Genomic DNA, 20,657 nt, shown 5'->3' with positions numbered 1-20,657 from the left:
CGCGTAACTTTCGGGAATGAGTTCAGGCCTTCACTCGATCAAGGACAAAATGACCCGTCCATTTCGCGGCGCCCCTTTGGGGTGGCGGCTGCGTGTGGCTGTTATTCTCGTCCTTTTGACCGCCGTTGCGACGATCTGGGTGACGAACCGGTTGCTGACTGACCGGTTCACCGAGTCGACCCGCAACCGTGCTGAGCTGCGCCTTGCCCTGTATTCCGGCAACCTCCTCAGCGAATTGCGACGCAACGCGATTGTGCCGCAGCTTCTGTCACGGGACCCGACCCTGATCTCAGCACTGCAATCCAGTGACTACCTATTGTCCAGCCAGCGTCTGATCTCTTTCGTTGAAGAGATCGGGGCCGCGTCATTGATGCTGATGGACGGGGATGGGGTGACGGTGGCAGCCACTGACCGAAACCGCTTGCTCGAAGGGCATCGCAATGCGCCCTATTTTGTGGACGCAATCCGCTCGAACGCGACGATTTTCACGGTCAGCCCGCGCGAAACTGGCGACTACAGCTTTATCTATTCCCGCAGGATCGAGGCGAATTCCGAGATTCTCGGCGTGATCGTAGTTGAGGTCGACCTGCAGAAATTCGAACGCGCCTGGGCGGGGATTTCTGATGCCGTGCTGGTGCGGGACAGCACCGGCAACATCATTCTGTCGACCGAGCCGCAATGGCGTGGGCTGGACGAAAGCTCGGCCATGCTGCGGCAGACGCCGGAAAGTGCGATCCAGCGCGCGCTGAGGGCGACGGCCGACTGGTCTGCATTGCCGCCGGATGGTTATCTGGAAGGTGAGGCCGTCATTCGGCTTGAGACACGCATACCGTTCCGCGGTTGGCAAATGGCCTCGTTCACCACCTATGACTCAATCCGCGAGAAGGTGAACAGTGTCCTGGCGCTGGAAATCATGGGCTTTGCGATTCTCCTGGCGGCGGCGTTCTATCTGCTCAGTCGCCGCGCCGCTTCGCGCGTGGTTCTGTTCCAGCGCGAGTCGGCAGAGCTTCGCGCATTGAACGCAAGGCTACAGCGGGAAATCGCTGAGCGCGAACGGGTTGAAAAGACGTTGGATTTGGCGGAACAGACGCTTGCGCAAAGCTCGAAACTGGCGGCCTTGGGTGAGATGTCGGCGGCGGTAAGTCACGAGCTTAATCAACCTCTGGCTGCAATGAAAACCTACCTTGCCGGGGCGCGTTTGCTGCTGCGTAGAAACCGACCGGAAGAGGCCCTTGCCAGCTTTGGTCGCATTGATGGTCTGATCGAACGGATGGGCGCTATTACTCGGCAGCTGAAGTCTTACGCGCGTAAGGGGGCGGATGCGTTTTCGCCAGTAAACCTTGGCGAAGCGCTGGCCTCGTCGCTGTCGATGATGGAGCCTCAGCTGCGGCAGCGCCATGTTAAGATCACGCAGATCCTCCCCGAAGACCCTGTCATTGTGATGGGGGACCGGATGCGGATTGAACAGGTGATGGTCAACCTCTTGCGCAACGCGCTGGACGCCACCAAATCTGTAGCAGAGCCGGATGTCGAGATCATCCTGGCGGCGGGCGATATGGCGGTGCTGACCGTGCGCGACAACGGGTATGGTATTAAGGATATCGAGAGCCTGTTTGAGCCCTTCTACACCACCAAGCAACCTGGTGACGGGGTCGGGCTGGGGCTTGCTATCTCGTCGGGGATCGTAAACGACCATGGCGGACGGCTAACCGCACGTAACGGCCAGAAGGGTGGCGCGGTCTTCGAGATGCAACTGCCACTGGGAAGCGACGGCCTCCAGGCCGCTGAATAACACGAGGGAATAATATGGCACAGGCCATGAAAATCGCCATTGTCGATGACGAACAGGACATGCGCCAGTCGATCAGCCAATGGCTGGCACTGTCGGGATATGACACCGAGACCTTTGCCAGCGCAGAAGACGCGCTCAAGGTTCTGGGGCCGGATTATCCGGGGATCGTAATCTCGGACATCAAGATGCCGGGCATGGATGGCATTCAACTGCTGAAAAAACTGATGGGGGCCGATAGCACGCTGCCCGTTATCATGATCACCGGTCACGGCGATGTGCCGATGGCGGTTGAGGCGATGCGCGTTGGCGCATTTGATTTCCTGGAAAAGCCCTTCAACCCAGATCGCATGTCGGAACTGGCCAAACGCGCCAGCAACGCGCGGCGTCTGACGCTGGACAATCGCGCCCTGCGGCGCGAGTTGTCGGGTGGTACGCAGATCATGAACAAACTGATCGGCGCAAGCCCGGTGATGGAGCGTCTGCGTGAAGATATCCTCGATCTGGGACAGGCGGACGGCCATGTGCTGATCGACGGAGAGACGGGCACCGGAAAGACGCTTGTCGCACATGCTCTGCACGCGGTGGGCAGCCGCGCGGGCAAGAAATTCGTTCTGGTGTCCTGCGCGGCGCTTGAAGAAGAAGTGCTGTCGAAACGCCTGTTCGGCCCGATGATGCCCGAGGATGCGCAGCTTCCCGCGATTGAAGAGGCGCGCGGTGGCACGCTGGTGCTGGAAGACGTTGAAGCGTTGAGCGACACGTTGCAGGCCCGCTTGCTAAGCGTGATGAACGAGCAGGGCACCCCTGCGGAAACGCGAATTGTCGCGATCTCGAACTTGCAAGAGGCCGGTAAGACCTCCGAGGACGTACTGCGCCCGGACCTGTTCTACCGTCTGGCCGCCCTTCGGATCACCATGCCGCCGCTGCGACAGCGGGGTGAGGATATCCTGACCCTTTTCACCCGCCTCAGTGAGCAATTCGCCGAGGAATATGGCTGTGATGCCCCGCAGGTCAGTGCGCAGGAAGCGGCGCAGCTGTTGCAAGCCCCGTGGCCGGGCAATGTGCGGCAGTTGATCAACATCGCCGAGCGCGCGGTGCTGCAATCGCGACGTGGTTCCGGTACGATTGCATCCTTGCTGATGTCCGATCATGAGGAAATGCAGCCGGTCATGACCACCGAGGGCAAACCACTGAAGGAATATGTTGAAGCGTTCGAGCGGATGTTGATCGACAACACCATGCGTCGCCACAAGGGCTCAATCGCGTCGGTGATGGATGAGCTTTGCCTGCCGCGCCGGACTCTGAACGAAAAGATGGCCAAATACGGTCTGCAGCGGTCCGACTATCTTTAAGAACCATACAGGCGCTTATTCAACGCTCCGATCACTCAGGTGGTCGGGGCGTTTTTTATGGTGAAAAGGCCCGCGCTGGGTTTTTGAACGTATCTTAAAGAGATTTTAACCCGTTATAGGGGAAATCTGTTATACTGCATTCACTTATCATTGATGCAGATTTGAATTTAGCAGTGGCGTTCCTAGGTTAAACACTCAAATACGTGGGTGTTTGTTTGGCAAAAACCCGGCGGTTCGCCTGATTTGGAGACGTTTATGAAGCCCCTCTCAGCCCTTATTGTCGCTGCGACGATAGCGATAACCAGCCCGGCCTCGGCCGAGGACTGGACGGGGGCCTATGCGGGGTTCAGCTTTGGCTATGCGGATGCGGACGGGTCCGGCGGCGCGGGTGGCAACGATACCGTTTTCGGACCTCATGTCGGGTATGACCGCGATTTCGGCGCCTTCGTTCTGGGCGGTGAGCTGGAGTATAACCGGCTTTCTCTCAATCTTGGTCAGGATCAGGGCAGCGTAGACAGTATAACCCGGCTGAAGTTTCGCGGCGGGTATGATTTTGGCGCGGCAATGGGTTATGTCGTGGTCGGCGCTGCGCGTGTTGAAACCTCGGAAGAGAACGACACAGCGGCGGTTTATGGAATCGGCATTGCCTATCCCATCGGCGACAACTTCGTGATCAGTGGCGAAGCGTTGCGGCAGGATTTTGACGATGTCACACGCTCGGGCGGTGGGTTGGACACGAATATCTTCAACCTGCGGACAACGTTCCGGTTCTAAGCGCCTTCACTCGGCGGCTTGCTGACCTGCCATTTCGGATGCGAAGGTACAGATCGTCTTCAGAGCCGTTTCGAAACGATCGTCATCGACAGTCATGGCAACGCGGACGTGTCCCGCAGCGGCTGTACCGAAGCTCTCTCCGGGCATGACGGCAATCGTGTGTTTATCGAGAAGGGCATTTGCAAACCCCTCACCGGTCAGACCGGTCGCACGGATATCCAACATCAGGTACATCGCGCCATCCGCGGGGACGAGGCCGATGGTATTCTGTTCGGCCAGCACCTCTAGCGCGCGGGCCCGGCGACGACGGAAGGGGGCTGCAATTTCATCTTCGAGCGTTGTGCCCGCGTTCAGGGCAAAGCTTGCGGCATCCTGAATGAAGCCTGGGACGCCATAGGTGGTGTGGGTGGCGAGATTGATGAGGTGGCTGATGACCTCTTCCGGGCCAATAATCCAGCCGCAACGTGATCCGGTCATGGCATGCGATTTGGACATAGAACCGACGACCAGCGTGCGATCGGCCATACCGGGCAGAGCACGCGGAGACAGATGCGCGCCGTTCCATATCTGCGTGTCGTAGACCTCATCTGAGATCAGCCACAGCTCGCGCTTCTGGCACAGCTCAGCGATGTCCTTCAGTGTCTCGGGTGAATAAACCACTCCGGTCGGGTTGTTCGGCGTGTTGATCAGCAATGACACAGCGCCATCGGCCTTGGCCTCGATCTGTTCGGCACGCGGTTGAAAGGCATCTTCAGCCGAGGTCTGAACCGCCCGCGCCACAGCGCCGGTTCCGCGAATGGTGCCGGGATAGGTGGCGTAGTAGGGGTCAAGGAACAGCCCGACATCGCCGGGGTTGCACACAGCCATATGAGCCGCAAACAACCCCGCCTGTCCGCCCGGAGTGATCAGGACATTGTTTCGAGTGGTTGATACTCTGGTCCGGGTCTGAACCCGCGCGGCGACCGTGTCGCGCAGCAGATCGGTGCCGGGCACCATGGCGTAACCGGTGTGGCCATCGCGGGCCGATCGGTTCATCGCATCCAGAATCGAGGCATCGGTGCCGATGTCATGTTCGCCAATTGTCAGCTGCGTTACAGCGTGGCCTTCGGCGACCATGCGGCGCGCGCGATAGAACACTTCCCATCCGTCGCTGCCGCCTCCAATGATCTGCGTGATGCGATCTGACAGTTTCATGATCTTGCCTCGGTTTGTCTTTGTGGCGACAGGGGCAGAGCGATCCGAATTTGTCAATCAGCTTCGCGCAGGAAGGGTGGCCTGAACCTTTTTCGTGAGCGATGCACGCACCAGATCGTAAGAGGCGGCAAGGCGGTAGCGCATTTCATCCTCCTCCGCGTCAAAGGGCAGGCGAACCCAGCTGCGGTGGAAATATGGGGCTTTCACACCGACACCCGCATCAATCAGCATCTGCGCGGTTTCGATATCGGGTGTTTTGACCGACACGCCATCATTGGCGGTCCCGATACAGGCGAACATCTTATCGCCGACCTTCCACGCATCATGCCCGCCGCCCCAGGGGTCCGACCATTCGGCCCCCGGCAGGTCGCGACAAATAGAGTTGACGAAATCCCGGCTCATGCGCGCAGAGTGCTGGAGAAGACGCGCGAACTCAAGCCTTGGCTTGGCGCGTGACGCATGTTATGCCCAGCGGATGGACCGGATGATCTGCACCATTATCTGCTGCATTACCTGCTGAATTCTCAAGCGGGCCGGTTTCTTTCGTTTTCATCCCTGAGACAAGTTGCTAAGCCCGCGCCAACGCGCAAGCTTTAGGAGCCCGAGTGATGACGACAATCAAGCTGCACAATACACGGACGCGGACGAAGGAAGACTTCGTTCCGATCGATTCCGACAACGTGCGGATGTATGTCTGCGGGCCCACTGTCTATGACCGGGCCCATCTGGGAAATGCTAGGCCCGTGGTGGTTTTCGATGTCCTGTACCGGTTGCTGCGCCATGTCTACGGTGCGGATCAGGTTACTTATGTACGCAATTTCACCGACGTGGATGACAAGATCAACGCCACCGCTCTGGCCCGCAAACAGGCTGGCGCCGAGGGGTCCTTGGAGCAGTTGGTGCAGGAACGATCTGATGAGACTATCGGCTGGTATCTGCATGACATGGGCGCGCTTGGGGCGTTGGAGCCGAACGCGATGCCGCGCGCGACCGAGTATATCGCGCAGATGATCGAAATGATCGAGGGGCTGATCGCGAAGGGCCATGCCTACGCCGCGGAAGGTCATGTGCTGTTTGCTGTCGATAGCTGGAAATCGGGGTATGGCAAGCTTTCCGGTCGCTCGGTCGATGACATGATTGCCGGAGCGCGGGTTGAGGTTGCGCCTTACAAAAAGAACCCGATGGATTTTGTGCTGTGGAAGCCCTCGACCGATGAGCTTCCGGGGTGGGATTCGCCTTGGGGTCGGGGCCGTCCGGGGTGGCATATCGAATGCTCGGCCATGAGCCACGAACTGCTTGGGGCAAGTTTTGACATTCACGGCGGCGGTAATGATCTGATGTTCCCGCACCATGAAAACGAGATCGCTCAGAGCTGCTGCGCCCATCCAGAGGGTGAGTTTGCGCGTGTCTGGTTGCACAACGAGATGCTGCAGGTCGAAGGCAAAAAGATGTCCAAGTCTCTAGGCAATTTCTTCACCGTGCATGACTTGCTGGAACAGGGTGTCCCCGGTGAGGTGATCCGCTTTGTTTTCCTGCAGACCCATTATCGCAAACCGATGGACTGGACCGAGAAGAAGGCACGTGAAGCTGAAGCCACCTTGCGAAAGTGGCGGGCGCTGACAGCGGGCATAGAGCCCGCAGCCAGCGCGGCCCCCTCGGTCATTGAGGCGCTGGCGGATGACCTGAACACGGCGGGTGCCATCGCCGAACTGCACCGTTTGGCTGCGGAAGGAGATGCGGCTGCTCTGCTGGCCAGCGCGCGGGTTCTCGGGCTTTTGGGCGACGATATGGGCGCTTGGGCCGAAGCGGCGGATCTGAGCACTTTCGCTGCCCGGTTGGCTGAAGCACGGGCCGAAGCGATGCAAAGCAAGGACTTCTCGGAAGTGGACCGTTTGAAATCCGCTTTTGTTGCCGCAGGTCTGGAAGTGCGCATGAGCAAAGAAGGCGTTGAACTGGTTCCGGCTGCGGGATTTGATGCGTCGAAACTGGAAGATGTTTGAAGGAAATCCGCGCGCCACGTGGAAAGATCGACTACTCTGGGCCAGCGGGAGCAAGCCATGACCAAGGAACGCCTCTATCTTTATGACACGACCCTGCGTGACGGGCAGCAGACGCAGGGTGTGCAGTTCTCGACGGCGGAGAAAGTGCAGATCGCGCAGGCTTTGGACGCGCTTGGGGTGGACTATATCGAAGGCGGGTGGCCCGGGGCGAACCCCACGGACAGCGCGTTTTTCGAGGTCGCTCCGAAGACCTCTGCCCGGTTGACAGCCTTCGGCATGACCAAACGCTCCGGACGGTCGGCCGAGAACGACGATGTCCTGGCGGCCGTTATGAATGCCGGGACGCAGGCCGTTTGTTTGGTGGGCAAATCGCATGACTACCACGTGACCCATGCGCTTGGCATTTCACTGGAGGAGAATGTCGAGAACGTCCGCGCCTCGGTCGCGCATCTTGTGGCGAAGGGGCGTGAGGCGCTGTTCGATGCGGAGCATTTCTTTGACGGCTACAAGGACAACCCGACCTATGCGACCGAGGTCTGCCGGGCCGCTTTGGATGCGGGCGCGCGTTGGGTAGTGTTGTGTGACACGAATGGTGGCGCTTTGCCATCCGAGGTCGGGCGCATTGTGTCCGAGTTGATCTCCGCAGATCTGCCGGGGGATCGGCTGGGTATTCACACCCATAACGACACCGAAAACGCCGTCGCGTGTTCACTGGCGGCTGTCGATGCGGGCGCGCGCCAGATTCAGGGCACTCTGAACGGTTTGGGAGAGCGATGTGGCAATGCCAACCTGACCGCTCTGATCCCGACATTGCTGTTGAAGGAACCCTATGCCTCGGGGTTCGAGATCGGTGTGAACCCGAACGCGCTGGCCGGTTTGACGCGGGTGAGCAGGATGTTGGACGATATCCTGAACCGGGTGCCGAGCAAGCAAGCGGCTTACGTAGGGGCCTCGGCTTTTGCGCACAAGGCGGGGCTTCATGCGAGTGCGATTCTCAAGGACCCATCGACCTACGAACATATCGACCCGGCGACGGTAGGGAACACGCGGATCATCCCGATGTCGAACCAGGCCGGGCAATCGAACCTGCTCAAACGGCTGACCGACGCAGGCCTGATGGTTGAAAAGGGCGATCCCGCCCTTGGCCGTATCCTCGACCGGATCAAACAGCGCGAGGCTGAGGGGTATTCCTACGACACCGCTCAGGCGAGTTTTGAGCTGCTGGCGCGTGATGAGCTGGGGCAGATGCCCGAGTTCTTTGAGGTCAAGCGCTACAAGGTCACCGTTGAACGCCGCAAGAACAAATACAACAAAATGGTCAGCCTGTCCGAGGCCGTGGTTGTGGTGAAAGTGGACGGTGAAAAGAAGCTCTCGGTCAGTGAATCGGTGGATGATCAAGGCAGCGACCGAGGGCCGGTGAACGCGCTCTCCAAGGCGCTGGCTAAGGACCTGGGGCAGTATTCGCAGGTGCTGTCGGATATGCGTCTGGTCGATTTCAAGGTGCGGATCACCCAAGGCGGGACCGAGGCAGTCACGCGCGTCATCATCGACAGCGAAGACGGGCAGGGGCGGCATTGGTCGACCGTAGGTGTAAGTGCCAACATAGTTGACGCCTCGTTCGAGGCGCTGCTGGAGGCGATCCAGTGGAAACTAGTCCGCGATAGTGGGCATCGGAAAGCGGCGGCCGAGTGACTGCCGTCTTTGACGACGACGTAAAGGCTTGCGCGGCCCTTGTACAAAAGGCCGATCCGGACCGGTTTCTTGCCACCATGGCGTCCCCCGTCGAAGCGCGGGCCGTTCTGTTTCCGATCTATGCGCTGAATGCCGAAATCGCGCGCGCACCGTGGGTTACGCAAGAGGCGATGATTGCCGAAATGCGCCTGCAATGGTGGCGCGATGCGCTGCAGGAGATTTCCGAAGGGCAACAGGTGCGGCGGCATGAGGTGGTGACCCCTCTGTCCAGGGTGTTGTCGCCACATCTGGCCGGTTTGCTGGATGAATATGTGGCTGTCAGGCGGTGGGATATCTATCGAGATCCGTTTGAAGATACCGCGCATTTCGAGAATTACATCGACCAAAGCGCGGGCACGCTATTGCTGGTCGCGGCCCAATCCCTCGGGGCTGCGGATGAGGGCGTTTTACGCGATTTCGGCTACGCAGTCGGCGTCGCAAATTGGTTTCGGGCCATTCCGGAACTGGAGACCCGAGGGCGGATTCCCTTGCTTGACGGCACTGAAGACGGAGTACGCGCGTTGGCGGACACTGCGCTGAGGCGGTTGAAATCGGCGCGCAGCAGGCGATCTGAGGTATCCAGCGCCGCTCGCCCGGCGCTCTATGCCGGATGGCAGGCCGAGTGGATTTTGCGGAAGGTTCTGGCCAATCCCGCACGGGTCGCGTGCGGGGATCTGGCGCAGGGGGAACTCGGGAGCAGGATCTCTCTGATGTGGACGGCCAGCACTGGCCGTTGGTGATCAGGCGGTGTCCGGCTCGGCCGGGCGCATGACCAGCCACAACAGTGCGCCTCCTGCCAATGTGAGCAGGGGAACCATGGCAAGGTTCACTGCCGTCCATCCCTCGACCGGGGACCCACCCGAACAGTTCATCAACCCGCCCGAGGCCAGTGAGGCAAAGGTCACGCCGCCAAACAACAGAAGGTCGTTCATGCCCTGCATCCGGCCACGCTCGCTGACGTCATGAGAATCGGCCAGCATCGAAGTCGCACCAATGAAGCCGAAGTTCCAGCCGATCCCAAGCAGGATCAGCGCGATGAAAAAGTTGCCAAGCTCTACCCCTTGGAGGGCGACAACGCCTGCGGCGCCGAGAATGGCAAGGCCGAGCGCTACGATCTTTTCAACGCCGAAACGGGCGATCAGGTGGCCGGTGAAAAAGCTGGGGATATACATGGCAAGCACGTGGCCGGTCACTACATCTGCGGCATCATTGGCCGTGTATCCGCACCCGACCACAGCCAGAGGGGTCGAGGTCATCACGAGGTTCATCAGCGCGTAGGACACCATGGCGCAAATAATGGCGACGGCGATCCGAGGGGTCTTCAACATCTCGATCCGCGACCGGCCTTTGGGGCTGTCTTCGCTCGCGCGTGGCGGCGTGGGGATGTCGAGAAATAAGAACAACGCCGACCCAACGACATTGATTCCGATCACAGCCAGATAAGTGCCCAGGAACGGAATGACATAGGCCGTCGATGTCAACTTGACGATCTGCGGGCCAATAATGGCAGCCGCCAGCCCGCCCGCCATCACGTAAGAAATAGCCTTGGGCCGAAACGCGTCCGATGCCGTATCCGCCGCCGCAAAACGGTAAAATCCGTGCGCGCTCATGTAGATGCCGGTCAACAGGCTGCCGATCAGGAAGACCGGGAAAGAGCCCAGATACAGACCATATGCACCGATCAAACCGCCAAGTGCACCGGCGGTTGTTCCGACCAGAAACCCGGCGCGGCGGCCCCAGCGTTGCATGATCGCAGAGATAGGCGTGGCCGCCAGCATCGATCCCAAAACGATCAGCGAAATGGGCAGCGTCGCAAGGCAGGCGTTTGTGGCCAGCGATTGCCCGGCCAGCCCTCCGACAATGAACATCATCGGCATTTGCGCACCCAGAACAGCTTGTGCTGCCACAAGGACTGCAACGTTGCGCTTGGCCTGATAGTCGTTCGGGGTCTCTGAAATCACAGTCATGACGCCATGCGTATCGGCGATCTGCGGCTTGCACAAGCGGGTTGCATACGCGGCAAAGCGCCCTAACGTGCAAGTGACTAAGAACACCGGAGCGCACATGTCCGTCGGACGCATCATCGAAACCAACGCCTGTGTGTCCGAAGGGGCCGAGTGGCTGGCCCAATCTTGTCCACGTATGGCCTATGCGATGGAACAGACGGGGCCGCTGCCTCTGCGTCGTAAACCGGATGGTTTTGCGCAGTTGTTGAGCGCAATCGTCAGTCAGCAGGTCAGCGTGGCCTCGGCCAATGCGATCTGGAAACGGATGCAGGGCGCGAAATTGACCGGCCCGCGCAAGATCATGTGGGCGACAGATGAGGATTTGCGGGCCGTCGGGCTAAGCCGACAGAAGATCCGCTATGCCCGTGCTCTGGCCGAAGCCCGTATTGATTACAAGGCGTTACGGGACGCGCCTGATGCAGAGGTCATCTCGACCCTGACCGAGGTGTCCGGCATCGGTGTCTGGACCGCCGAGATTTACGCCATGTTCTCGCTGGGCCGCGCCGATGTGATTGCTCCGGGTGATCTGGCCCTGCAAGAGGCGGCGCGGGTTCTCTACGTCTTACCCAAACGTCCAACGGACAAAGAGCTGCGGCAGATGGCCGAGGCATGGTCGCCATGGCGGTCGGTTGCGGCGCGGGTTTTGTGGGCCTATTACCGGGTGGCCAAGCAAAGAGAAGGGATCAGATGACACGGGTTTTGAACGCGCTCAGGAAAGAGCCGGTTTCGGGCGACACACGCTCGGTCGTGGTGTTCGTACACGGCTATGGGGCGAACGGGGCCGATCTGTTGGGCCTTGCCGACCCATTGGGCGAGCATTTGCCCGATACGCTGTTCGTCGCCCCCGATGCGCCGGAACAGATCCCCGGAATGCCAAACGGGTTTCAATGGTTCCCAATCCCGTGGATCGACGGCTCGTCAGAGGAAGAAGCGCGACGCGGCATGGAGATGGCAAGCGACGACTTCAACGCCTTCCTCGACGCGCTGATGGTGGACGAAGACGTACTGCCCGAGCAGGTCGTATTGTTCGGGTTCAGCCAGGGCACGATGATGAGCCTGTACGTCGCCCCGCGCCGTGAGGACCCTGTGGCTGGGATCGTCGCGTTCTCGGGCCGTTTGCTGGAACCTGATTTGTTGCCTGACGAAACCGTCAGCCGGATGCCGATCCTGCTGGTCCATGGGGATGCGGATGACGTGGTGCCTCCGCAATCCCTGCCCGAGGCGGCCGAGGCCCTGCAAGCGGCGGATTTCAAAGAGGTCTACGCCCATGTCATGAAAGGCACCGGCCACGGCATCGCGCCTGATGGCCTGAGCGTTGCGCTGGCCTTCATGCGCGACAAGCTGAGCCTCTAGGCGTGATTGCGGTTCGCGCCATGATGCCCGAGGATGTGGCCGACGCCTGCCGCATCCTCAACGATATCATCGCCGCAGGTGGGACAACCGCACATGAAATTCCGTTTTCGGAGGCGTTGTTCACACAGAGCTATCTGACCGGGGCCGACATGATTTGCTGCCATGTCGCTTTGGACGACCAAGGCGCGGTGGCCGGATTTCAGTGGTTGGGTACTCATGATGCATTGCCTGAGGATTGTGCGGATATCGCCACCTTCACACGGCGCGATCCTCCGTTGCGCGGCGCAGGGCGTACATTGTTTCAAGAAACCTCGAAAACTGCGGCGGCCTTGGGGCTCAAGGCGATCAATGCCACCATACGCGCTGACAATTCGCCGGGCCTTAGCTACTACGGAAAAATGGGGTTCGTAGACTATTCTGTGGACTATGGCCGCCCACTACGGGACGGAACACCGGTCAATCGAATTTCGAAACGCTTTCATCTTGGAAAGGGCAGCGCATGTTGATTGTCACTGGAACCGTCGAAGTCTCGGCCGATCATGTGGAAAAGGCGGCCGAGGCTGCAAAGTTGATGGTCGCAGAAACGGTGAAAGAGCCAGGCTGCCTGATCTATGAGTTCAGCCAGGTTCTCGGCCATGCGAACCTCTTCCGGGTTTATGAAGAATGGCAGGATCAGACCGCGTTAGAGGGGCATTTTGCCACCCCACATATGGCGACGTTCCAAGCCATATTGGCTGAAGTCGGTGTGATCTCAAGCGAGATCTATCGCGTTGTGGGTGGGGAAAAGCAGCCCTTGCTCTGACGGTTTCAGGCCCAAAGGTGCCCTTCGGCAAATTCAACTGAGTTGCCAGAAGGATCGCGCACATAGAGGGATCGCGCGCCGTTTGGCCAATCGAACTCGGCATCCAGGGGGATGTTCCAATCCAGCAGATGCTTTCGCATTGCAGCCATCTCATCCCGCGTCAGGACGAGGCACACATGCCCCGGCCCAAGCGCGCCGTGCGGAGGGACAGGCAGGTCCGGGTCTAGCGGCGGCTGCTGGGTCTTTTCAGGATTGAATATCAGCAGAACAGAGGCTCCGACCCGATAAAACACGTGGCGGTCCTCAATGCGCTGTATCTTTTCCAGCCCCAGAACCTCACCGTAGAACCGTTCAGCGGCGTCCAGATCATGGACATATAGCGCCGCTTCCAAGATGGCAGAGGGGGCCGGTATCTCGGGTGTCACCTTCATGCGGTTCAGTTTAGCCCGGCCCGTGTGGTCTGTCACCGTCGGGGGCGTCGATCCCGTTTGCGCTGAGCCGTGGCCTGTATCTGCGGCATCGGCAGGCTGTCCCATTTGCCCGTCTCTAGCCCTTCAAGCGTCCAGTCTCCGATGCGACAGCGGATCAGGCGCAGGGTCGGCAGACCAACCGCCGCTGTCATCCGGCGCACCTGCCGGTTTTTACCCTCGCGAATAGTCAATTCAATCCAGCTGTCCGGCACGGTCTTGCGTTCGCGGATCGGAGGGGTGCGAGGCCAGAGGTCTTCGGGCTCGTCAATTTCCCGCACCTTGGCGGGGCGGGTCAGGCCATCCTTCAACTCGACCCCATCGCGCAGAGCCTTGAGGGCCGCCATATCCGGCTCGCCTTCGACCTGCACCCAATAGGTTTTGGCCATCTTGTGTTTCGGGTCTGATATCTGCGCCTGCAGCTTGCCATTGTCGGTCAACAACATCAGCCCTTCGCTGTCACGGTCCAACCGACCGGCGGGATAGACGCCGGGCAGATCGATGAAATCCGACAGGGTGCTGCGCGGCGACTCGGCGTTTGCGCGGTCGGTGAACTGCGGCAGCACGTCAAAGGGTTTGTTGAATCGAATGAACCAGCTCATACCTCCGCCATAGCCTGCAAAACACGCTGTGTGCAACCTGTGGATAACTGTCATCTGTCTGTTACGGATTCGGCTTACCCAGTCTGCGACATATTGTGGAAACTCAGGGCTTGTCAGAGTTTTAACACGATATATAGTTATCTTAAGGCCGGGGCGGGTGCTCCCCGCTCTGGTGTCACAAACGGGCAGCTGAGAGCGAGGAGCGATTCTGTGATGGACGGAGACTTCAGGACCGATTTTGTAAGAGAGCCGGGTATGCTCAAACAGCATCCGGCCTTGGTTTTGAATGCCGATTACCGCCCTTTATCCTACTACCCCTTGTCTCTGTGGCCGTGGCAGGAGGCGGTCAAAGCGGCCTGGTTGGACAGGGTCGACATCGTGGCTGAATACGACGAAGTGGTCCGTAGCCCGAGTACCGAGATACGAATACCGTCGGTGGTTGTCCTCAAAGACTATGTAAAACCCAGAAAGCGCGTGGCCTTCACGCGCTTTAATTTATTTCTGAGGGATGAATTCCGCTGCCAGTATTGCGGAAGCCGGGACAACCTGACCTTTGACCATGTGGTGCCGCGCGCCGCTGGAGGGGTAACGAGCTGGCAGAACGTGGTTGCGGCATGCAGCCCGTGCAACCTGCGCAAAGGCTCCAAATCGCTACGTCAGGCAGGAATGAACCTGCGCAAACCACCGCGTCAGCCCGATGCAGAGGCCTTGCGCAATATCGGACGGAAATTCCCGCCGAACCACCTGCATGACAGCTGGATCGACTTCCTCTATTGGGACGCGGAACTGGACGAGGCTTAAGCCTTCGCCCGCCACGCGGCCAGCCAGAGCAGAACCAGAACGGCGGAAATGGCTGCGTTCCAACCGGCCATGGACAAGCCAAACATTTCCCACGGAATCTCATCGCAGCGCACCAGCGGGGCGGCCATGATCTGGTTCATCAGCTCTTCCGCCGACAACCCTCCGATATCGCCCGAGGTGCAGGTTGAGGGACCTTCCCACCATCCTTGCTCGACGCCCGCGTGGAAGAAGCCAATTCCGGCCGTGATCATCGCGGCTAAGGCTCCAATTAGCGGCATAGGGTTGAGTTTTGGCAGCGCCAGGGCCAAAGCGCCGATCACGACCGCAGCAGCATGGGGATAGCGTTGCCAAATGCACATTTTGCAGGGCGCGAGACCGCCAAGATACTGAAATCCCCAGGCGCCAAACAACAGGGCCGCCGACCCTCCGGCTGCGAGGATCACGTAAGTCGACCGTTTTGTCATAGGTATTTAACCGCCAGAAACCCACCAAACAGCAGGATGATGAACAAGGTGAACATAAGCCCGAGGCGCTTTTCGATGAAATCCCGGATCGGCTCTCCGAACTTCCACAGAAGGCCTGCCACTAGGAAGAACCGCAACGCGCGCGCCAGAATGGATGTTGCGATGAAGGTGCCCAGCGGCATGCCGGTCCAGCCGGACATGATGGTGATCACCTTATAGGGGAAGGGGGTCACACCGGCGGCCAGCACGGCCCAGAAGCCGAAATCGTTGAAGCGGGTGTTGAACTCTTCCATCGCGTCGGCCTTGCCCATGGATTCGAGAATGGGTTGTCCGATGCTTTCATAGGCAAAGGCGCCAATCGCATAGCCCAGCATGCCGCCCAGAACCGAGGCCACCAGGGCCACGCCTGCAATCAGCCACGCCTTCGAGGGGCGCGCCAGAATCATCGGGATCATCAGGACATCGGGTGGGATTGGAAAGAATGAGCTTTCGATAAAGGCCACGACGGCAAGCGCCCATAGGGCATGAGGATGCTCGGCCAACCGAATGGTCCAGTCATACAGGGATCGCAGCATCACACTCTCACAGTCGCGTCTCAGGTCGTGACAGGCAAACCACGGGCGTGCGGAAGGGTCAACTGCCGTGCGGCCAACAATCGACGGGGCAGTGTGTTTTTGCCTCTGGACCTTCCCAGTCAGGGACGCTAATCCAATGTCCGTGGCCCAAGTGGCGGAATGGTAGACGCAGGGGATTCAAAATCCCCCGGTAGTGATACCGTGCCGGTTCGAGTCCGGCCTTGGGTACCAAAGTAAAAACAGAGAGTTAGGGGAACCTGCTCTCTGTTTTTTCTTTTTCAGGTGATGTCTTGCTAGGCAAGTGCACCCTAATTGGGCATTTAACCCGCGATCCTCTCAATAAAATGCGTTTTACCTCGCTGCGGGTCCAATGGCTCAGAAGCTGCCGCGCGATGGGGAAAGATTTGAAAACAACCTCATATCTGACGCGAGAGGCGTTCTGTTGACGGGCTGGCCTTGACTTTCAGCGTATCTGAATGAAACCTCGGACCTGTTGGGAGATATCGGAAAATCTATACAGCTGGCCCTGTTGCAATGCGGATTGATCTGACCTATCGGCACAATCCCCAATGCGGGTCCCGAAAGGGAGGCGTCAGCCTTTTCCCGCCCAAGTCATAATAATGGGAGTTCTTAAATGAAAAACAGCAGCAAGCTTAGCCTCGGCGCGTTTGTGACCGCTGCAATGATGGCGCCTGCCGCCTATGCGGAAGAGTTCATCACCATCGGTACAGGTGGCGTAACCGGCGTGTACTATCCTACCGGTGGTGCAATCTGCCGTCTGGTCAACAAAGGGCGCAAGGAACACGGCGTGCGCTGCTCGGTCGAATCGACCGGCGGCTCGGTCTACAACATCAACACCATCCGCGAGGGTGAGCTGGAGTTTGGTGTGGCCCAGTCCGACTGGCAGTACCACGCATATAACGGCACATCGAAATTCGAAGAGGCTGGCCCCTTCGAAAACCTGCGCGCCGTATTCTCGGTACACCCCGAGCCCTTCACCGTTGTGGCCCGTGCCGATTCCGGCATCTCCAGCTTTGAAGACCTCAAAGGCAAGCGCGTAAACATCGGCAACCCCGGTTCCGGTCAGCGCGGCACCATGGACGTTGTTCTGGAAGCCATGGGCTGGACTCTGGACGACTTCGAACTGGCATCTGAGCTTAAAGCGGCCGAGCAGTCGGCAGCTCTGTGTGACAACCAGATCGACGCGATGATCTACACTGTTGGTCACCCGTCGGGTTCGATCCAGGAAGCAACGACAGCATGTGATTCCGTTCTGGTGAACGTCACTGGCGACGCGATTGACGGCCTGATCGACGGCAACTCGTACTACCGTACCGCGACCATTCCGGGTGGCATGTACCGTGGCTCGGACGGTGACACCACTACCTTTGGTGTGGGCGCGACGTTCGTTACCTCGGCAGATGTGTCGGAAGATGCTGTGTATGCAGTTGTCAGCTCGGTTTTCGAGAACTTCGACGACTTCAAAAAGCTGCACCCTGCATTTGCAAACCTGAAGCCGGAAGAGATGATCGCGGACGGCTTGTCGGCTCCGCTGCATCCGGGTGCTGAAAAGTACTACAAAGAAAAAGGTTGGGTTCAGTAAACCAGACCTGAAGCAGGGTGCCCCAGGGCGCCCTGCGACCCAAGCCCGGATCGAACGGGCAAAAATAAGGCCAAAAAGGCCACATGACGGGGAGACATTTATATGAGTTCCGACACGCAATCCAACCGACCGCTATCCGAAGAAGAGCTGCAGGAGCTTGTAGCCTCCTCCGATGCGGGCGGTCGTAACCCGGTCGGTAGTGTCGGGGTATTTCTGGCGATTGTCGCCGCGCTTTGGTCGGTGTTTCAGGTCGTTTTGGCCTCGCCCGTATCAAACGTCGTTTTGCCCGGTAGCGTGGTCAACAACTCGCGCCAGATTCACCTGGCCTTTGCGATGTTCTTGGCATTTGCGGCTTATCCGGCGCTGAAATCCAGTCCTCGGAACTATATCCCCGTGCAGGATTGGATCATGGGCTTGCTGGGCGCGTTTGTGGCGCTCTACGGCTACTTTTTCTACGACAAGATCGTGAATGCAGGCGGTCTGGCGGACGACACCGATAAATGGGTCGCACTGGGTGGGTTGCTGTTGCTGTTCGAGGCCGCGCGTCGCGCGCTTGGCCCGGCAATGGCGATTATCGCGACGATCTTCCTTGCCTATGTGTTCTTCGGCTCGTCCGAATGGGTGCCTGAGGTGATCCGTTGGAAAGGCGCGAGCCTGAAAAAGGCCATGAGTCACATGTGGATCACGTCCGAGGGCGTGTTCGGTATCGCGCTTGGAGTCTCGACGAAATTCGTCTTCCTGTTCGTGCTATTCGGGGCGTTGCTCGATAAGGCCGGGGCAGGGAACTACTTTATCAAAATGGCCTTCGGCGCCCTCGGCCACCTGCGAGGTGGTCCGGCCAAGGCGGCCGTTGTGGGGTCTGCGGCGACCGGTCTGATCTCTGGCTCGTCGATTGCAAACGTTGTGACTACCGGTACTTTCACCATTCCGCTGATGAAGCGCGTCGGTTTCTCAAGCGAACAAGCGGGCTCGGTCGAGGTTGCCTCATCGGTGAACGGCCAGATCATGCCGCCCGTCATGGGGGCCGCGGCCTTCCTGATGGTGGAGTATGTGGGTATTTCCTACGTTGAGGTCATCACTCATGCCTTCCTGCCGGCTGCGATCTCTTACATCGCGCTGGTCTATATCGTGCATCTGGAAGCCGTGAAGCGGAACATGCCGACGCTGGGCAACCGTGAGGTTCACCTCGCGCGGACCGTGGTCGGGATGCTGTCCTTCTTCATCGTCTTTGCTGGCTTGTGCTACGGCTCGCAATTCCCGGTCGAAGCGGTCACCAGCATGGTGCCAACCGCCGCTGGCATGGTGCTGAGCCTGATCGTCTGCGCGGTCTATGTGGCGCTGCTGTTTCTGGCGGCGCAGGTCCCGGACCTTGAGCCGGATGATCCCAACGCCAAAGAGGTCGAACTGCCGGTCATCGCAGACATCTACAAGGCCGGTCTGCACTATCTGCTGCCGATCATCGTGCTGGTCTACTTCCTCATGATCGAGCAGAAATCACCCGGTCTGTCCGCCTTCTGGGCAACGGCGCTGCTGTTCGTGATCCTGCTGACGCAGAAGCCGCTCAAGGCGATCTTCCGGGGAGAGAGCGAGGTCTACAACCGCTTCATCGACGGTGTTGCCGACCTCTGGCAAGGCCTGATCGACGGCGCGCGCAACATGATCGGGATCGCTCTGGCTACAGCCACGGCGGGCGTGATCGTGGGCACCGTGACCCTGACCGGTGTGGGCCAAGTGATGGCCGATCTGGTCGAATTCCTGTCGGGCGGCAACCTGATCCTAATGCTGGTGATGGTTGGTATCCTCAGCCTGATCCTGGGTATGGGCCTGCCGACAACGGCGAACTACATTGTCGTCAGCTCACTGATGGCAGGCGTTGTGGTCGAACTGGGCGCGCAAAGCGGGCTGATCGTTCCGCTGATCGCGGTTCACCTGTTCGTGTTCTACTTCGGGATCATGGCGGACGTGACGCCTCCGGTCGGGTTGGCGAGCTTTGCGGCGGCCGCCGTGTCCGGTGGTGACGCGATTCGTACCGGCTTCACGGCCTTCTTCTACAGCCTGCGGACCGTAGCGCTGCCGTTTGTGTTCATCTTCAACACAGACCTGCTGCTGATCGACGTGACATGGGTCGAAGGGATCACCGTCGCCATATTCGCTACGATTGCGATTTTGGTCTTCACAGCGGGCACAATGGGTTATTTCCTGACCCATAACCGCATTTACGAAAGCGTTGCCCTGATCGCGGTAGCCTTTGCGCTGTTCCGGCCAGACTTCTTCATGGACCGCATCTCACCACCCTTTAACTCAGTCGAGCCAGCCGCCTTCGTGGAAACCATCGGAGAAACGCCTCCGGGCACCGAGGTCCGCGTTGTTGTCAGCGGTCCTGACTTCGACACGCTCGAGATGACCGACACTACCGTTGTCGTTACTGTCGGCGACGAAGAGGGCGGAGCCGCGCGTGTTGACGCCATGGGTCTGCTGCTGTTGGAAGAGGACGGATTGGTCAAACTCGAAGAGCCGCTTTTCGGTTCGCCCGTCACGGATGAGTTGGGCATTTTCGACTATTACGGCGATGACGCGGTGCGTCTGAGCTCGGTCAGCCTGCCGTCCGGTCAGCCTCCGAAACAGCTGATCTATATCCCGGCGATGCTCTTGTTGGGCCTGATCGCCTTCCTGCAACGCGGCCGGGCCGCCAGACAAGAAGAGGTGGCGGCATGACACAATCGGTTCTCTGCGCCGTAGATATCAGCAATGGTGATCTGGACAGCCCTGTATTGCAGAAAGCGGCCGCACTGGCGAATATGGATGGCGCGCAACTGGATGTGGTGACCGTCCTGCCGGACTATGGTGAAAGCTGGGTCTCAGGGTTCTTCGAGGCAGACCACCACGAAAAGGCGTTGGAACAGGCACAGGTTGAGTTGACCGAGCTATGCGTGGCGACCTTGGGCGCTGAGCGTAATGCCTCCGTCCGGCATGTCGTCGCCACCGGGACCGCCTATCAGGAGATCCTGAAAACCGCAGAAAGTGCGGGATCGGACCTGATCGTTATCGGTGCGCACAAGCCGGATTTGAAGGACTATCTTCTGGGGCCGAACGCCGCCCGCGTGGTGCGGCACGCAAATGTCTCGGTCTACGTCGTGCGGTAGA

General features: G+C 59.2%; 21 protein-coding genes and 1 tRNA gene. 15 read left to right on the top strand and 7 right to left on the bottom strand.

What is annotated here, in order from left to right; genetic code table 11:
* The first annotated feature begins 49 nt into the window (after nucleotides 1–49).
* The 3 genes from ACR0IP_RS03265 to ACR0IP_RS03255 all read left to right on the top strand — a co-directional run bounded on the left by ACR0IP_RS03265 (nucleotide 50) and on the right by ACR0IP_RS03255 (nucleotide 3,915).
* Nucleotides 50–1,792: a sensor histidine kinase gene (locus ACR0IP_RS03265; RefSeq protein ID WP_170373630.1), complete on the top strand. Its 1,743-nt coding sequence runs from the start codon at nucleotides 50–52 to the stop codon at nucleotides 1,790–1,792.
* Between the two features lie 14 nt (nucleotides 1,793–1,806).
* On the top strand, nucleotides 1,807–3,141 hold the full coding sequence (locus ACR0IP_RS03260; RefSeq protein WP_170373631.1) for a sigma-54-dependent transcriptional regulator: 1,335 nt from the start codon (nucleotides 1,807–1,809) through the stop codon (nucleotides 3,139–3,141).
* A 255-nt stretch (nucleotides 3,142–3,396) separates the two neighbouring features.
* A complete protein-coding gene (locus ACR0IP_RS03255) occupies nucleotides 3,397–3,915 on the top strand; it encodes an outer membrane beta-barrel protein (RefSeq protein WP_170373632.1) in 519 nt (172 codons plus the stop codon).
* A gap of 6 nt (nucleotides 3,916–3,921) precedes the next feature.
* Here the strand turns inward: ACR0IP_RS03255 and ACR0IP_RS03250 are convergent, their stop codons facing one another.
* Entirely contained in the window at nucleotides 3,922–5,109 is a 1,188-nt protein-coding gene (locus ACR0IP_RS03250; RefSeq protein WP_480523767.1) for a pyridoxal phosphate-dependent aminotransferase, read from the bottom strand.
* Between the two features lie 57 nt (nucleotides 5,110–5,166).
* On the bottom strand, nucleotides 5,167–5,511 hold the full coding sequence (locus ACR0IP_RS03245) for an MmcQ/YjbR family DNA-binding protein (protein WP_170688614.1): 345 nt from the start codon (nucleotides 5,509–5,511) through the stop codon (nucleotides 5,167–5,169).
* A 206-nt stretch (nucleotides 5,512–5,717) separates the two neighbouring features.
* On the opposite strand from ACR0IP_RS03245, the gene cysS reads away from it, so the two are divergent.
* Genes cysS through ACR0IP_RS03230 form a run of 3 tightly spaced genes read left to right on the top strand, consistent with a single transcriptional unit; the run spans nucleotide 5,718 to nucleotide 9,580 of the window.
* Entirely contained in the window at nucleotides 5,718–7,109 is a 1,392-nt protein-coding gene (cysS, locus tag ACR0IP_RS03240; protein ID WP_480523765.1) for a cysteine--tRNA ligase, read from the top strand.
* 57 nt (nucleotides 7,110–7,166) lie between these two features.
* Nucleotides 7,167–8,801: a citramalate synthase gene (cimA, locus tag ACR0IP_RS03235; RefSeq protein WP_480523763.1), complete on the top strand. Its 1,635-nt coding sequence runs from the start codon at nucleotides 7,167–7,169 to the stop codon at nucleotides 8,799–8,801.
* Nucleotides 8,798–9,580, top strand: coding sequence for a squalene/phytoene synthase family protein (locus ACR0IP_RS03230; protein ID WP_480523761.1), 783 nt, complete (start codon nucleotides 8,798–8,800; stop codon nucleotides 9,578–9,580). Before cimA ends, ACR0IP_RS03230 begins: the two co-directional genes overlap by 4 nt.
* Here the strand turns inward: ACR0IP_RS03230 and ACR0IP_RS03225 are convergent, their stop codons facing one another.
* Complete coding sequence (locus ACR0IP_RS03225; RefSeq protein ID WP_170688618.1) at nucleotides 9,581–10,807, bottom strand: MFS transporter; 1,227 nt, start codon at nucleotides 10,805–10,807, stop codon at nucleotides 9,581–9,583.
* Between the two features lie 97 nt (nucleotides 10,808–10,904).
* Here ACR0IP_RS03225 and ACR0IP_RS03220 point away from each other — a divergent pair, with 97 nt between their 5' ends.
* From ACR0IP_RS03220 to ACR0IP_RS03205, 4 genes are read left to right on the top strand one after another with little or no spacing between them, the layout of a single operon-like run.
* Nucleotides 10,905–11,537, top strand: a complete 633-nt coding sequence (locus ACR0IP_RS03220; RefSeq protein WP_170688619.1) for a DNA glycosylase family protein — start codon at nucleotides 10,905–10,907, stop codon at nucleotides 11,535–11,537.
* Complete coding sequence (locus tag ACR0IP_RS03215) at nucleotides 11,534–12,199, top strand: alpha/beta fold hydrolase (RefSeq protein WP_170688620.1); 666 nt, start codon at nucleotides 11,534–11,536, stop codon at nucleotides 12,197–12,199. The genes ACR0IP_RS03220 and ACR0IP_RS03215 overlap by 4 nt, the downstream gene beginning before the upstream one ends.
* Nucleotides 12,200–12,201: 2 nt before the next feature.
* A complete protein-coding gene (locus ACR0IP_RS03210; protein ID WP_480523759.1) occupies nucleotides 12,202–12,705 on the top strand; it encodes an N-acetyltransferase family protein in 504 nt (167 codons plus the stop codon).
* Nucleotides 12,699–13,001, top strand: a complete 303-nt coding sequence (locus tag ACR0IP_RS03205) for a putative quinol monooxygenase (protein ID WP_480523757.1) — start codon at nucleotides 12,699–12,701, stop codon at nucleotides 12,999–13,001. The genes ACR0IP_RS03210 and ACR0IP_RS03205 overlap by 7 nt, the downstream gene beginning before the upstream one ends.
* 5 nt (nucleotides 13,002–13,006) lie before the next feature.
* Here ACR0IP_RS03205 and ACR0IP_RS03200 read toward each other — a convergent pair whose 3' ends face one another.
* Both ACR0IP_RS03200 and ACR0IP_RS03195 read right to left on the bottom strand, forming a co-directional pair.
* Nucleotides 13,007–13,432, bottom strand: coding sequence for a VOC family protein (locus tag ACR0IP_RS03200; RefSeq protein ID WP_480523862.1), 426 nt, complete (start codon nucleotides 13,430–13,432; stop codon nucleotides 13,007–13,009).
* 32 nt (nucleotides 13,433–13,464) lie between these two features.
* Nucleotides 13,465–14,070 (bottom strand): rRNA large subunit pseudouridine synthase E, encoded by a 606-nt coding sequence (locus ACR0IP_RS03195; protein ID WP_170548882.1) that lies wholly within the window; start codon nucleotides 14,068–14,070, stop codon nucleotides 13,465–13,467.
* Nucleotides 14,071–14,283: 213 nt separating this feature from the next.
* Between ACR0IP_RS03195 and ACR0IP_RS03190 the strand changes: the two genes are divergently transcribed.
* Nucleotides 14,284–14,871 (top strand): HNH endonuclease, encoded by a 588-nt coding sequence (locus ACR0IP_RS03190; RefSeq protein ID WP_170458136.1) that lies wholly within the window; start codon nucleotides 14,284–14,286, stop codon nucleotides 14,869–14,871.
* On the opposite strand, the gene ACR0IP_RS03185 is transcribed toward ACR0IP_RS03190, so the two are convergent.
* Entirely contained in the window at nucleotides 14,868–15,335 is a 468-nt protein-coding gene (locus ACR0IP_RS03185) for a disulfide bond formation protein B (RefSeq protein WP_480523755.1), read from the bottom strand. The genes ACR0IP_RS03190 and ACR0IP_RS03185 overlap by 4 nt on opposite strands.
* The gene (locus ACR0IP_RS03180; RefSeq protein WP_170373645.1) at nucleotides 15,332–15,910 is read right to left on the bottom strand and encodes a YqaA family protein; all 579 of its coding nucleotides are present in this window, start codon (nucleotides 15,908–15,910) and stop codon (nucleotides 15,332–15,334) included. Before ACR0IP_RS03180 ends, ACR0IP_RS03185 begins: the two co-directional genes overlap by 4 nt.
* Before the next feature lie 145 nt (nucleotides 15,911–16,055).
* On the opposite strand from ACR0IP_RS03180, the gene ACR0IP_RS03175 reads away from it, so the two are divergent.
* The 4 genes from ACR0IP_RS03175 to ACR0IP_RS03160 all read left to right on the top strand — a co-directional run bounded on the left by ACR0IP_RS03175 (nucleotide 16,056) and on the right by ACR0IP_RS03160 (nucleotide 20,656).
* Nucleotides 16,056–16,141, top strand: a tRNA-Leu gene (locus tag ACR0IP_RS03175).
* A gap of 403 nt (nucleotides 16,142–16,544) precedes the next feature.
* Entirely contained in the window at nucleotides 16,545–17,513 is a 969-nt protein-coding gene (locus ACR0IP_RS03170; RefSeq protein WP_480523753.1) for a TAXI family TRAP transporter solute-binding subunit, read from the top strand.
* Nucleotides 17,514–17,615: 102 nt separating this feature from the next.
* The gene (locus tag ACR0IP_RS03165; RefSeq protein ID WP_480523751.1) at nucleotides 17,616–20,228 is read left to right on the top strand and encodes a TRAP transporter permease; all 2,613 of its coding nucleotides are present in this window, start codon (nucleotides 17,616–17,618) and stop codon (nucleotides 20,226–20,228) included.
* Nucleotides 20,225–20,656: a universal stress protein gene (locus tag ACR0IP_RS03160; RefSeq protein ID WP_170641507.1), complete on the top strand. Its 432-nt coding sequence runs from the start codon at nucleotides 20,225–20,227 to the stop codon at nucleotides 20,654–20,656. Before ACR0IP_RS03165 ends, ACR0IP_RS03160 begins: the two co-directional genes overlap by 4 nt.
* Nucleotide 20,657 lies beyond the last annotated feature (1 nt).

This window comes from Ruegeria sp. AL11 (genome assembly GCF_056540865.1).
This window is presented reverse-complemented; position numbering and strand designations above follow the sequence as displayed.

Excerpts from the sequence above, each read along its gene's own strand:
- ACR0IP_RS03180 (WP_170373645.1), bottom strand. The coding sequence starts at position 15,910 with ATGCTGCGATCCCTGTATGACTGGACCATTCGGTTGGCCGAGCATCCT.
- ACR0IP_RS03215 (WP_170688620.1), top strand. The coding sequence starts at position 11,534 with ATGACACGGGTTTTGAACGCGCTCAGGAAAGAGCCGGTTTCGGGCGAC.
- ACR0IP_RS03170 (WP_480523753.1), top strand. The coding sequence starts at position 16,545 with ATGAAAAACAGCAGCAAGCTTAGCCTCGGCGCGTTTGTGACCGCTGCA.
- ACR0IP_RS03255 (WP_170373632.1), top strand. The coding sequence starts at position 3,397 with ATGAAGCCCCTCTCAGCCCTTATTGTCGCTGCGACGATAGCGATAACC.
- ACR0IP_RS03250 (WP_480523767.1), bottom strand. The coding sequence starts at position 5,109 with ATGAAACTGTCAGATCGCATCACGCAGATCATTGGAGGCGGCAGCGAC.
- ACR0IP_RS03165 (WP_480523751.1), top strand. The coding sequence starts at position 17,616 with ATGAGTTCCGACACGCAATCCAACCGACCGCTATCCGAAGAAGAGCTG.
- ACR0IP_RS03200 (WP_480523862.1), bottom strand. The coding sequence starts at position 13,432 with ATGAAGGTGACACCCGAGATACCGGCCCCCTCTGCCATCTTGGAAGCG.
- ACR0IP_RS03220 (WP_170688619.1), top strand. The coding sequence starts at position 10,905 with ATGTCCGTCGGACGCATCATCGAAACCAACGCCTGTGTGTCCGAAGGG.
- ACR0IP_RS03190 (WP_170458136.1), top strand. The coding sequence starts at position 14,284 with ATGGACGGAGACTTCAGGACCGATTTTGTAAGAGAGCCGGGTATGCTC.
- ACR0IP_RS03195 (WP_170548882.1), bottom strand. The coding sequence starts at position 14,070 with ATGAGCTGGTTCATTCGATTCAACAAACCCTTTGACGTGCTGCCGCAG.
- ACR0IP_RS03225 (WP_170688618.1), bottom strand. The coding sequence starts at position 10,807 with ATGACTGTGATTTCAGAGACCCCGAACGACTATCAGGCCAAGCGCAAC.
- ACR0IP_RS03245 (WP_170688614.1), bottom strand. The coding sequence starts at position 5,511 with ATGAGCCGGGATTTCGTCAACTCTATTTGTCGCGACCTGCCGGGGGCC.
- ACR0IP_RS03265 (WP_170373630.1), top strand. The coding sequence starts at position 50 with ATGACCCGTCCATTTCGCGGCGCCCCTTTGGGGTGGCGGCTGCGTGTG.
- ACR0IP_RS03160 (WP_170641507.1), top strand. The coding sequence starts at position 20,225 with ATGACACAATCGGTTCTCTGCGCCGTAGATATCAGCAATGGTGATCTG.
- ACR0IP_RS03260 (WP_170373631.1), top strand. The coding sequence starts at position 1,807 with ATGGCACAGGCCATGAAAATCGCCATTGTCGATGACGAACAGGACATG.
- ACR0IP_RS03205 (WP_480523757.1), top strand. The coding sequence starts at position 12,699 with ATGTTGATTGTCACTGGAACCGTCGAAGTCTCGGCCGATCATGTGGAA.
- cimA (WP_480523763.1), top strand. The coding sequence starts at position 7,167 with ATGACCAAGGAACGCCTCTATCTTTATGACACGACCCTGCGTGACGGG.
- ACR0IP_RS03185 (WP_480523755.1), bottom strand. The coding sequence starts at position 15,335 with ATGACAAAACGGTCGACTTACGTGATCCTCGCAGCCGGAGGGTCGGCG.
- cysS (WP_480523765.1), top strand. The coding sequence starts at position 5,718 with ATGACGACAATCAAGCTGCACAATACACGGACGCGGACGAAGGAAGAC.